This is a genomic window from Sphingomonas sp., assembly GCF_013816785.1.
In the GTDB taxonomy this organism is placed as follows: Bacteria; Pseudomonadota; Alphaproteobacteria; order Sphingomonadales; family Sphingomonadaceae; genus Sphingomicrobium.
The window spans coordinates 1-12162 of sequence record NZ_JACDDV010000010.1 but is presented as its reverse complement, the minus strand read 5'-3'; the positions used below and the strand labels follow the sequence as shown (position 1 = coordinate 12162).

The 12162-nt window shown below is 66.2% G+C and carries 12 protein-coding genes; 2 read left to right on the top strand and 10 right to left on the bottom strand.

Translation table 11 applies throughout. The features are described 5' to 3' along the window. Positions 1 to 15: 15 nt before the first annotated feature. Complete coding sequence (locus tag H0W65_RS03825; protein WP_294004054.1) at positions 16 to 660, top strand: EF-hand domain-containing protein; 645 nt, start codon at positions 16 to 18, stop codon at positions 658 to 660. 96 nt (positions 661 to 756) lie between these two features. Next, positions 757 to 2811, top strand: coding sequence for a S46 family peptidase (locus H0W65_RS03820; RefSeq protein WP_294004051.1), 2055 nt, complete (start codon positions 757 to 759; stop codon positions 2809 to 2811). 21 nt (positions 2812 to 2832) lie between these two features. Here the strand turns inward: H0W65_RS03820 and H0W65_RS03815 are convergent, their stop codons facing one another. The 10 genes from H0W65_RS03815 to H0W65_RS03770 form a co-directional block, all read right to left on the bottom strand. Further along, positions 2833 to 4053, bottom strand: coding sequence for a cyclopropane-fatty-acyl-phospholipid synthase family protein (locus tag H0W65_RS03815; RefSeq protein ID WP_294004048.1), 1221 nt, complete (start codon positions 4051 to 4053; stop codon positions 2833 to 2835). Positions 4054 to 4096: 43 nt separating this feature from the next. Continuing rightward, positions 4097 to 5293, bottom strand: a complete 1197-nt coding sequence (gene rlmN / locus H0W65_RS03810) for a 23S rRNA (adenine(2503)-C(2))-methyltransferase RlmN (RefSeq protein ID WP_294004045.1) — start codon at positions 5291 to 5293, stop codon at positions 4097 to 4099. A 25-nt stretch (positions 5294 to 5318) separates the two neighbouring features. Further along, positions 5319 to 5792, bottom strand: a complete 474-nt coding sequence (locus H0W65_RS03805; RefSeq protein ID WP_294004042.1) for a hypothetical protein — start codon at positions 5790 to 5792, stop codon at positions 5319 to 5321. A gap of 8 nt (positions 5793 to 5800) precedes the next feature. Continuing rightward, positions 5801 to 6289 (bottom strand): prepilin peptidase, encoded by a 489-nt coding sequence (locus tag H0W65_RS03800; protein WP_294004039.1) that lies wholly within the window; start codon positions 6287 to 6289, stop codon positions 5801 to 5803. Continuing rightward, positions 6286 to 7137, bottom strand: a complete 852-nt coding sequence (locus H0W65_RS03795) for a tetratricopeptide repeat protein (protein WP_294004036.1) — start codon at positions 7135 to 7137, stop codon at positions 6286 to 6288. Before H0W65_RS03795 ends, H0W65_RS03800 begins: the two co-directional genes overlap by 4 nt. Further along, positions 7137 to 8138, bottom strand: coding sequence for a LytR C-terminal domain-containing protein (locus H0W65_RS03790; RefSeq protein WP_294004033.1), 1002 nt, complete (start codon positions 8136 to 8138; stop codon positions 7137 to 7139). The genes H0W65_RS03795 and H0W65_RS03790 overlap by 1 nt, the downstream gene beginning before the upstream one ends. A gap of 1 nt (position 8139) precedes the next feature. Then, on the bottom strand, positions 8140 to 9114 hold the full coding sequence (locus H0W65_RS03785; protein WP_294004030.1) for a type II secretion system F family protein: 975 nt from the start codon (positions 9112 to 9114) through the stop codon (positions 8140 to 8142). Positions 9115 to 9119: 5 nt separating this feature from the next. Beyond that, on the bottom strand, positions 9120 to 10121 hold the full coding sequence (locus H0W65_RS03780; RefSeq protein WP_294004027.1) for a type II secretion system F family protein: 1002 nt from the start codon (positions 10119 to 10121) through the stop codon (positions 9120 to 9122). Then, the gene (locus H0W65_RS03775; RefSeq protein WP_367120119.1) at positions 10118 to 11428 is read right to left on the bottom strand and encodes a CpaF family protein; all 1311 of its coding nucleotides are present in this window, start codon (positions 11426 to 11428) and stop codon (positions 10118 to 10120) included. Before H0W65_RS03775 ends, H0W65_RS03780 begins: the two co-directional genes overlap by 4 nt. A gap of 80 nt (positions 11429 to 11508) precedes the next feature. Beyond that, the coding region (locus tag H0W65_RS03770; RefSeq protein ID WP_367120117.1) for a CpaE family protein at positions 11509 to 12162 on the bottom strand (654 nt) is incomplete at its 5' end.

Genomic DNA, 12162 nt, shown 5'->3' with positions numbered 1-12162 from the left:
CAGGAGGGCCGATCCATGCTGAAAACTCTCACCGCGGCCGGGCTCGCGCTGTGCGCCGGCGCCGCCATCGCCCAGACCGCGCCGCCGGCAGCAGCCGCTCCGCTCGTGCGGATGGCCGACCATGTGATGACTCGTGGCGAAGTGCAGGCGAAGGTGCGCGACCATTTCGCGCGCTTCGACGCCGACCAGGACGGCACCATCAGCACCGCTGAAATTGCCCAGCTGCATGGCGCGATGGGCGGCCATGGCGGTCCGCGCGCTATGATGCACGGCGGCGGCCACGGTGATCCAGCCGCCGCATTCGACCGGCTCGATGCCAACAAGGACGGCATGATCAGCCGCGACGAATTCGCCAAGGGTCGCGAAATGCGGATGGAGAAGCGCGTCGCCATTAACGGCCGAAAGGGCGGCGGAAAGCGGCAGATGCGCGTGCACCGCGGCGGCATGGGCATGGGCATGGGCATGGGCGGCGGACGTATGATCGCCATGGCCGACAGCAATCATGACGGCCGCGTCACGCTGGCCGAGGCCGAGGCGATGGCGCTCCAGCATTTCGACAAGATGGATGCTGATCGCGACGGCCGCGTCACCCGCGACGAACGTCGTGCCGGGCGCCCGCTCATGATCAAGCAATTCAGGGAAAAACGGACCGCCGGTTAGCTCCTTCGCCGTACCGCCGGCATGGCCGCGCGCTTCGCTTGCGCCGGGCCTTTTTTCGTGCACGATGGCGCGTTTTTCAAACCGGAGTTCTGGTCCATGCCGCGTATCCCCCGCACCGCTCGCGCCGCCGCCTTCATCACCATCCTTTCTCTGCCGCTTGCCGCGGCGCGCGCCGACGAGGGGATGTGGACGTTCGACGCCTTTCCGACCGCCAAGATGAAGGCCGACTATGGCTTCGCGCCCGACCAGGCCTGGCTCGATCGTGTGCGCGCCTCGGCGGTGCGGCTGACCGGCGGCTGCTCGGCCAGCTTCGTCTCCGCGATCGGCCTGATCCTCACCAACCACCATTGCGTCGCGTCATGCCTCCAGGATCTCTCGAGCGACGGCAGCGATTATCTCAAGGACGGCTATATCGCACACGGCCGCAACGAGGAGCGCCTGTGCCCGGGCCAGCAGGCGGAGGTGGTGACCGCGATCCGCGACGTCAGCGGGGCCGTCAAGGCCGCGATCGGGACAGCCAGCGGGTTGGCGGCGGTCAAGGCGCGCACCGCGGCGATCGCGCGAACCGAGGCGGCGGGATGCCCCGACACCGCCACCACCCGCTGCCAGGTCGTCACACTCTACGGCGGCGGCCAGTACAAGCTCTACACCTATCGCAAATATAGCGACGTGCGCATCGTCTGGGCGCCCGAATCGCGCGCCGAACAGTTTGGCGGCGACCCCGACAATTTCAACTTCCCGCGCTATGCGCTCGATGGCAGCTTTCTTCGCGCCTATGAAAACGGAAAACCGGTGACGACCCCCCAACATCTGACCTGGGCGGTGCGCGCACCATCCGACGGCGAAGCGACCTTTGTCGTCGGCAACCCCGGGTCGACCCAGCGATCGCAGACCGGCGCGCAGCTCGCCTTCGCCAAGGAAGTCAGCGCACCGATCAACGTCGCCATCTATTCCGAGCTTCGCGGTCGCTTGATCGCGGCGATGGCGCAAAGCCCCGAGCGGTTCCGCCAAGGCAAGGAGGAACTCGACGGAGTCGAGAACAGCCTCAAGGTCTATATCGGCCGGGTAAAGGCGTTCAACGATCCGGTCTTCATGGGCCGCATCGCCGCGGCCGAGGCCGATTTGCGGGCGAAGAGCGCCGGCAATGCGGCGATCGGCGATCCATGGGCCGACGCCGCTACGGCCGTCGCGGCCTATCGCGACCTTTATCTGCCGACCCGCTTCATTCGGCCGCAAGGCGACCTATATGGCTATGCTTCGAAGCTGGTCCGGGCGAGCGAGGAGCGCGCCAAGCCCAACGACCATAGGCTTCCCGGCTACAGCGACAGCGCGCTGCCGCTGATCGAAAAGCAAGTGCTCGACGACCGGCCGATCACGCCCTGGGTCGATCAGTTGATGCTTGAATGGAGCCTGTCGAAGGCGCGCGAATATCTCGGGCCCGACGATGCCGACGCCAAGCTGATGCTCGGCAAGGAATCGCCCGAGGGGCTCGCCGCGCGACTGGTCGCCGGAACGCGGATGGGCGACCCGGCCTATCGCAAGCAGCTGTGGGTCGGCGGCAAGGCGGCGGTCGACGCATCGACCGACCCGATGATCGTCCTTGCGCGTCGGCTCGACCTCCGCGACCGCGCGCTCCAGGCATTGGCCGACGAACGCTATGATGGCCCGCTCACCGCGGCGCGGGCCAAGATCGCCGACGCGCGCTTCGCCGCTTATGGCGACACGCTCTATCCCGACGCGACCTTCACCCTGCGCATCAGCTACGGCAAGGTCGCGGGCTGGAACGAGCGCGGCCGGATGGTGCCGACGCGCACGCTAATGGGCGGAATCTACGACCGCGCCACCGGGGCGCCGCCGTTCGACCTGCCGACCGCGTTCGTCACCAACCGGGCCAGGATCGACCCCCGCATTACCTATGACTTCATCACCACCAACGACATCATCGGCGGCAATTCCGGATCGCCGGTGATCGACAGGAGCGGCGCCGTGATCGGTGCGGCGTTCGACGGCAACATCCACAGCCTGGCGGGCAATTACGGCTATGACGGGTCGAACAACCGCACCGTCGCGGTGTCGACCGCGGCGCTTGAGGAAGCGCTCAAGCACATCTATCCCGCGCCCGCGCTGCTGGCCGAGTTGCACGAAAAGTAGGAACGCCCGACCGGGCGGGCGTCAACTCGCCCGGTAGCGAGCTTCGGCGTCGGCCATATAATCGCGGGTGATCGGCAACGCCCGGCGGCTACGGATATATTGCACCTGAAAATTGCACCCGGTGCCGGCCTCGAACATGATGATCGCGCCGGCCAGATAAAATTCCCACATCCGGTAGAACCGCTCGTCATACAATTCGACGATCTCGGCCCGCCTGGCTTCGCAACGCCGCAGCCAGTGGCGCAGTGTGTAAGCATAATGGAGCCGCAATGTCTCGACATCCGCGACGACCATCCGCGCCTTTTCGCTCGACGAACACATCTGGGCGAGGCTGGGGACATGATAGCCGGGGAAGATCCATTTGTCAGTGAACGGGTCGGGCGCACCGGCGCCGCCTAACTTGCCGATGGTGTGGAGCAGCATCACCCCGTCGGGGTCGAGCAGCCGCACGCAAGCGGCGTAGAATTCGTCGTAATGAGCGGCGCCGACATGTTCGAACATGCCGATCGAGACGATCCGGTCGAACGTCCCTTCGACATGGCGATAGTCGATCAGTTCGAACTTGACCTTGTCGGCGACGCCTTCGCGGTCGGCCCAGGCGCGGGCATAGCCGAGCTGCTCGGTCGACAAGGTAACGCCGAGCACCTCGACCCCGGCGACGCGGTTGAGGTAGATGGCGAGCCCGCCCCAGCCGCAGCCGATGTCCAGCACCCGCTGGCCGCGGCGAAGGTCGAGCTTGGCGGCGATATGCGCCAGCTTCAGCCGCTGGGCCTCGTCGAGACCGATGTCGGGCGTGAGGAAATAGGCGCAACTATATTGGCGCCATGGATCGAGGAACAGGTCGTAGAGCCGGTCGTCGAGGTCGTAATGATGGGCGACGTTGCTGCGCGACTTGTTCGGCCGGTTTCGCCGGAGCAGCGCCATCAGCGGCGCCAGGCTGCGCTTGCTCATCGCCGTCTTGCCGCGCTTGGCGCCGTCCTCCCAGGGATTGGACCCGACCACGATCTCGAGCAGGTCGAGGATCGTCCCCTGCTCGAGAATGAGGCGCCCCTCGAGGTAAAGCTCGCCGAGCGCGAGGCGTGGATAGCTGATCAGCCGGACCAGCGCCGCGCGGTCGGTCAGCCGTGCCCTGACCTCGGGGCCGCCGCCCGGGCCGAACGTCTCGCGCGAGCCGTTGGGGAGAGTCATGTGCAGCCGCCCGCGCTTTATCAGCTGGGCGGCGAGGCGGTGGATCATCGACATGGCGCCGACATGACATGCGCCCGTCCGAGCCGCAAGGCGGGCCCTATGCCAACTGGGCCGCGGCCTCGCGGTCGAGGTCAGCGCGCGAGCGCTTTTCGGCAGTCGTCTTCAATTGACCGCAAGCGGCGTCGATGTCGCGGCCGCGCGGGGTGCGCACCGGGGCGGAGATGCCGCCCTGGAAGACGATCGTCGAAAAGGCCCGGATGCGCTCGTCGCTCGAACATTCGTAGGGCGCGCCCGGCCACGGGTTGAACGGGATCAGGTTGACCTTGGCCGGCAGCTTGTAGTGCCGGATCAACCGCACCAGCTCGCGCGCGTCGGCGTCGCTGTCGTTCTTGTCCTTGAGCATCACATATTCGAAGGTGATCCGCCGCGCATTGTTGGCGCCGGGATAGGCGGCGCAAGCGGCGAGCAGCTGGTCGATGCCGTACTTCTTGTTGATCGGCACGATCTCGTCGCGCACTTCCTTGGTCACCGCGTGAAGCGAGACCGCGAGGTTGACCCCGATCTCCTCGCCGGCGCGGGCCATCATCGGCACCACGCCCGAGGTCGACAAGGTGATCCGCCGCTTCGACAGGCCTAGCCCGTCGCCGTCCATGACGATCTTCAGCGCATCGCGGACATTTTCGAAATTGTAGAGCGGCTCGCCCATGCCCATCATCACGATGTTGGTCAGCATCCGGCCGTCGGGCGAGGACGGCCATTCGCCGAGCGCGTCGCGCGCCAGCATCACCTGGCCGACGATCTCCGCCGCGTCGAGGTTGCGGACCAGTTTCATCGTCCCGGTGTGGCAGAAACGGCAGTTTAGCGTGCAGCCGACCTGGCTTGACACGCACAGCGTGCCCCGGTCGGCGTCGGGAATGAACACCATTTCAAAGTCGTGGCCGTCGTGGGTCCGCAGTAACCACTTGCGCGTGCCGTCGGTCGATACCTGCGCCTCGACCACGATAGGCCGAGTGATGGCGAACCGCTCGGCCAGCCGCGGCGATTGCGCCTTGGCGATGTCGGTCATCGCGGCGAAGTCGCTGACGCCGCGATTGTAGATCCAATGCCAGATTTGCTTGGAGCGAAGCCTGGCTTGCTTCGGCTCGAACCCGGCCGCCTCAAGCTCGGCGCGGATCGCGTCCCGTGAAAGTCCGATCAGCTCGACCTTGCCATCGGCGCGCGGCGATGCGGCGCGCGGAACGGGCACGGGATCGATCGGGCCGGGAATCGGCATCAGGGACGTGTCGGCGCTCATGAGAGCGGGTCATGTAGGTGAAACGTCAGCGATTTGCCAGCGTCGCGGCGCAGGCCGCGGCGGCGTCGATCGCCAGCGGGGCTCCGTCGAGGCTGTATCGGTCGACGATCCGCCCCCCGTCAGGACTGCGCGCCTCGATCCGTATTTCGCCGCTGCGGCGCATCGCGGCGATGATCGCCACCTCCTGCGCCGGGCCGCGGCTCCAGGCCATGTCTGCCGCGCTCATCAGCAGAAACTGCTGCTGGCCGATGGTCAGCAGTACGCTCGCCCCGGCCCGCGGAGCCCGCGACAAGCGCGCGGCGAACTGGCCGCGCCGTGGACCCCCGGCATCGAACGACAGGCTGGCCCGCGCCGTCTGGCGGCCCTTGAGCGGGGCGCGGATCGAACGCGCCGCGGCCTCGCAAGTCCGGCCTTCGACCAGCGCCGCCCATTGGCCGCTTGCCCCGACCAGCCGCGGCAAGGCGAGCGCCGGCGCCGGTGCTAACGCGATCAGCAGCATCGGCCACCTCACAGACGCGCGACCCAGCTGATCCCCGCAAAGCCGACACCGATCGCCAGCGCGTAGGGGATCGCCTCGCCGCGCCGGAGAAGGGCGCCGCGCTCTCGCCAGGAGTCGGGCCAGGGCAGATAACGGATAACGGTCACGATGAGCATCTCTACCCCGCCAGCGAGCGCCACCGCCACCAGCATTTTCCAGCCATGATCGAGGTCTACCCAAAGTGCCGACGCCGCCAACAGCTTGATATCGCCGCCGCCGAGCAGTCCGAGCGCGAAGATCAGCGTGCCGATGGCCAGGATCAGGGAGAACAACAGCAAATTTTCCCACAGGCCGACAATCGGCCCGTCGAGCGCTATCGCAACGAACGCCCCGACCGCGATCCCCGCCGAAACCCAGTCGTGGATTCGAAGCCGCCACATGTCTTCGATCGCGGCCAGCACGAACAGCAGGAAGACAATTGCCAACAGCCACGTCGGGGCCGACATCAGCAACGTCATTTGGGCGTCCCCAACGCAGCCAGATTATCGGCGGCGCGGGCGAACCAGTGACTCTTGAGCTCGATCGCCTGGGCGAAGGCGGCCTGAGCCAATTTGGAATTGCCACTGGCCGCCGCAACGACTCCGGCGTCGTTGAGACGCGCCGCGAACGCCTCGTCGCCTTCGCTCGCCATCCGCCGCGGCAGGTCGGCCGCCATCGCAGCCCGCGCCAGCTCGAGATTGTTGGCCAGGCGCGGCGAATTAGGGTCGAGTGCGGCGGAGCGGAGGAAGGACTCCATCGCGTCCGCCCACCGCCCGCGCAGCATCAGCGACCAGCCCTGGTTGTTCGACACTTCGGCCCGCATCGGGTCAAGCGCAGTCGCGCTCGCATAGGCCGCATCGGCCTCGTTCCACCGTCCTTGCCGGTCGGCCGCGACGCCTAGCGCGTTCCATGCCCGCCAACCGGCTCCGCTGCTGCGCGTCGCCCGGTCGAGCAACGCCGTCGCTTCTTCCGTCCGCCCCAGTTTCAGCGAGGCGATTCCGGCACGTTCCAGCAGCAGCGCTTCGTCGGGGTGAGCGGTCAACAGCCCCTGGTAAAGTGATCGCGCCTGATAGTTTTCGCCTCGCGCGAAGGCGAGGTCGGCGAGCAGCCGGTCAACCGGATCGCCCTTGGCGCCCGCGGCCACCGCTGCCGCCAGCATCGCCTTGGCCTGGTCAAGCCGCCCAGCGGCAATTGCATGGCCGGCCTCGCCAAGCGATAGCGCCGCCGGGATCTGCGGTGCAAGAATGGGCATTGGCGCGGCTGGCAGTGGCGCGACTGGAGCCGGCGCCCCTTGCGCAAGCGCGAGCGCCAGCGCGAAGGCGATCATCAGGCGCTCGGCCGGGTCAGCGAATCATCGCGCGCCGCGTCGCGGCCAAGCAGCACGACCAGCCCGCCTGCCGACGGTTGCCGCTCGAGAGCAAAGCCGAATTGCAAGGCCAGCCGCTCGGCGCGTGGTCGCTCGCCGGCCCCAAACAGGATCGCGCTCCGCTGACGGGCGCTGGGCGCGTCGCCGATGGCCGCGCCCGTGAAGCCGCGCGCCGCAAGATAGGCGCGCGTCCGCGCGGCCAGCCCGCGCACCCGTGCCGCATTGAGCAGGGTCACCGCCGCCTCGCGCCTGGGTTCGAATCGTATCGTGGTGCTGGTCGCGCTGCGCGCAACGGTACGCGCCGCCCAGCGCGGCTCGGCGCGGGTGATCAGCGCGACTTCGCCCACCGACATCCGTTCGAGCCTGGCCGCAGTCCTCGCCGGTCCGGCCGGGGCCATCGACGAAAGTTTTGGCTGGTCGACCTTGGCCGGCTCAACCGCCACCGGCGCGGAGCGCGGCGGCGCAAGCGCGACCGTCACGCTGGGCGCCGGTGGCGGCGGCAGCACGGGGACCGATCCAGGCACGGCACGCATCGCCTCGGGGGCGACGATGCGTTCGGCCAGCTCGGCTTTGACCCGCGCGGCTTCGGGAAACTGCCCCTGAAGCTCGAGCGATTGCACAAACGCTGTATACAAAGCGGTGTCGGTCGGAGCGACCGCCAGAGCCATTTCGTAATTCTTTCGCGACAGGTCGAACCGGCCCATCCGGTCGTAACAGGCCGCCAGCCCGACCATCGCCTCGACATTGCCCGGCTGTTCGCGCAGCGCCTTGCGAAAGGCTTCGAGAGCCAGTCCGGTGTTGCCAAGCGCATATTGGGCGGTGCCTTCCGCCACCCGGATGTTGGCCGGCTGCGGGCCTGGCGTCAGGGTCGAGGCGATCGAGCGAATCTCGACCTGTTTGCTGCACGCGGCGGCCGCAAGTGAAGCGATCAGACACAGGCCGGTCGTGTAGTTGCGATTCATATCAGCCCCCCATGGCCGGAATAATCACGCGGATGGTCCGAATGACGGCCGGCAGCATCAATACGCCAATCATCACTGGCAGCATGCACACCACCAACGGAATAGACAGCAGCACCGGCAGACGGTGGGCCTTTTCCTCGGCACGCATCCGCCGCCGTTCACGCATTTCCGAGGCATAGGTGCGCAGCGTCTGCGCGACCGACGACCCCAATTTATGCGACTGGATGAGCAGCGTCGCGAAGGCGCGTATCTCGTCGGCCCCGGCGCGGTCGGCCATCCTTCTCAGGGCATCCTCCTGGCTGCGTCCGGCGCGAAGCTCAAGCACGACGGTGCCCAGCTGCTCGGCGAGCAATGGATGCGATCGCGTCATCTCCATGCCGACCCGGCTGAAAGCGGATTCGAGCCCCAGTCCGGCCTCGACGCACACCAGCATCAGGTCGAGCGCGTCCGGAAATCCGTTGATGATTTCACGCTGCCGCCCACTGGCCCGCGCGCGCACCCACAAGGACGGGAAATAAAGCCCGAGCAAAGCGGCGACCGCGCCGATAAGGTAAAGTTTGAACAGGGAAGGCGAGCTACCGCTCAGCCATAGCAGGGCGAAGACGAACAATGGCAATGCGATGACCATGATCAGCCGCGCCAGCGAATAGATGCGGGGCGCATAATCCTGACGGTATCCGGCGGCGATCAGCCGGCTGCGCAGCGTCGCGTCCTTGGTGTCGACCAGCGATACACCGGCCCGCTCGAGCGCCGTCACCATCGCCACCCAGGCGCCCCGGGCATCGTGCGTGCGCAGCCCGCCGATCATCGCCGCGTCGCTGAGGTCGAGTGAGCCTTTCTCACCGGTCAGCCGCGTTCGAACCTGCTGCCGATCGGACAGCGTCGCGACCGCCGCGAAGGTCACCACCACGACCGCCATGAACAGCAGGAACAGCATCGAAATGCGGACCAGGTCATTGGAGAGGAAGTCTGTCATCGCCGTTACACCTTCAGGTCGATCATGCGGCGGATGGTGTAAAAGCCTACCGCGTAGAGCAGGATTAGGGCGACATAACCGGGGATGAAGAAGGGATCGTCGGCTACGTCGAGAAAGAATTTCGGGTTGCCGATGAACAGGCCGGCAAAGGTCAGCACGGGCAGCCCGGTGAGCATCGCCGCCGACATGCGGCCCTCGCTCGACAAGGCCCTCACCTTGAGCATCATCGACGCCCGTTCACGAATAACCTTGCTCAGATTCTCGAGTATTTCGGCAAGGTTGCCGCCGGTTTCGCTCTGCACCGACAGGCTGACGACGAACATCCGCATATCCTCCAGATCCCAGCGGTCGGCCATGCCGGTCAACGCATCGCGCAGGTCGGCGCCATACGTCACTTCGTCGACGACGATCCCGAACTGGCTGCCAATCGGATCGGGCATTTCGACCGTCAGCAGATCAAGCGCGGCGGCAATCGGATGACCGGCGCGAAGACCGCGAACGAACACGTCGAGGGCGACCGGAAATTGGTCCTGAATTTTCTTGCGCATGCGCGCCGCACGGGTCTGAAAATAGAACATCGGGATGCCGAGCCCGACAATCAGCGCGAAAGTGCCAATCAGCAGGACCCGGCCGCCGCCGAGCAGGCCGCCGCCGAGCGTAACGATGAGGACGATCAGCAGGAACAGCGCGAACGGCGCCACCAGCAGCGCCAGCATCAACTTGCCGGTTTCCATCGTCACGCCCGCCGCCATCAGCGTCTTTTCGAACCGCATTGCCGGTCCGGCGAGGAACGGGGGCAGGCCTTCCGGGACGTTGGTCGCGCGCCGGCGCAGCCGCTGCATCGCCTCGCCGCGCGATACGCCTTGCCCGATGAGATCGAGCCGCTGGTTGATCGCCCGGCCTTGCATCTGCCGCGCGACGATTGCTGACACTAGCCGTTCGACCGCGAAAACCACCGCGGCGAACACCAGGATGAGGGCCAGGGCGCGAAGCCAGTTTCCGGTCATTGCTCGAAATTCCGGTCCGGACGGAACAGGTCGGGAGACAGTGTGACGCCGTGCGCCATGACCTGATCAAGGAAGCGCGGGCGAATGCCGGTCGCCTCGAACCGGCCCTGCACGACGCCATCCTCCGATACGCCGGTCTGACGATAGCGGAAGATTTCCTGCATGGTGATGACGTCGCCTTCCATGCCGCTCAGTTCGGCCAGGCTGACCAATTTGCGCCGCCCGTCGGACAGCCGTGCCACTTGAACGACGACGTGGATCGCCGACGAAATCTGCGCGCGCGCCGACCGCGCCGGAATGTCGATTCCGCTCATGCCAATCATCTGTTCGACGCGACTGAGGGCATCGCGCGGATTGTTGGCGTGAACGGTCGTCATCGACCCGTCGTGGCCGGTGTTCATCGCCTGCAGCATGTCGAACGCCTCGCCGCCGCGGACTTCGCCAACGATGATCCGGTCGGGACGCATGCGCAGCGAATTCTTGACCAGGTCGCGCTGGGCGATTTCGCCCTTGCCTTCGATATTGGGTGGGCGCGTTTCCAATCGCGCGACATGCTCCTGCTGCAGCTGCAACTCCGCCGAATCCTCGATCGTCACGATCCGTTCGCGATTGTCGATGAACGCCGACATGGCGTTGAGCATGGTCGTCTTGCCGGAACCCGTGCCGCCCGAAATGAGCACGTTCAACCGTGCCGAAACGACCGCCTTGAGAACATCCGATACCTGCGACGGGACCGACCCGATCTCGACCAGCCGGCCCATGCTGATCGGGGTCTTGGCGAATTTGCGGATCGACAACAGCGCGCCGTCGAGCGCCAGCGGAGGCACGACGGCGTTGACGCGGCTGCCGTCGGCGAGCCGGGCATCGACCATCGGCGCCGATTCATCCACCCGGCGCCCGACCGCCGAGACGATTTTCTGAATGATGCGGATGAGATGGCGCTCGTCCTTGAACCGCACCGCCGATGGTTCGAGCACGCCGTATCGTTCGACGAACACCGTGTCGTGGCCGTTGACCAAAATGTCGGTGATCGTACCGTCCTTGAGCAGAGGCTCGAGCGGGCCGAGGCCGAGCAATTCGTCGAGCACGTCGTCGACCAACTGCCGCCGCTCGCCGTGATTAAGAGCGTGCCGTTGCTTGTCGAGCTCCTCGAGGACGATGTCGCCGACCTCGTCGGCGATCTGCGCGTGCGACATATTCTCTAGGGCCGACAGGTTGATCAGACTGAGCAACCGCTGATGAAGCTCGACCTTCAGGTCGGTGTGCAGGTCGGCCGTCGCAAAGGCTCCGGCGTCGCCGACGGTCATCAGCTTACGATCTTGCTCCGCCCGTTCGGGTCCGTCCTCGGGGGCGCCGTCAACATTTGGTTTGCGGATTTGCCACATGATTAATGCTCCAGCCCGAGGGCCGCGGTGAGACCCTTGTCCATCGCGTCGAGATCGCGGCCGAGCGCGCACTTCCGACGCACTTCCGCAACCGGAATACCGCGGCCAATTGCTTGGGTCATGGTCGCGTGATCATTGGCGATGGTGAAGGCGATCGGCCGCCGGAGCACGCGTTCGGCGTCGTTCGCGTCGATCGTCTTGAACAGACCCTTTTCGGTTCGGTTGAGCACGATGCGCACGTCGAGGTTGCCCATTTCCTGCGATTCCAGAAGGTCGATCTGGCGCCGCGCGCGGTGCAGGCTCGGCACCCTTAATTCGGTCACCAGCAGCACGACATCGGATCGCGCCAGCAGCGACAGCGACCAGTTGGCCCAGTTCATGGGCAAATCCACGAACACCGTCCCGAATTGCGAAGTGGCGAGGTCGACGATGCCGAGCAGTTGGTCGCTCGATAGGGATTCAAGCGGCATGATGTCGCGCGGCGCGGCGATCACCTTGAGCCCGCTGGCATGGGTCGCGGCGATCGACCGCATCAGTTCGCCGTCAAGCCTTTTGCCGGCCTCGAGTAGGTCGCTGAAGGTCAAATGAGGGCGCAGGCCGAGCTGGAAGGCGGCGTCGCCGAACTGGATGTCGAGATCGATCAGGCAGGCTTCGCG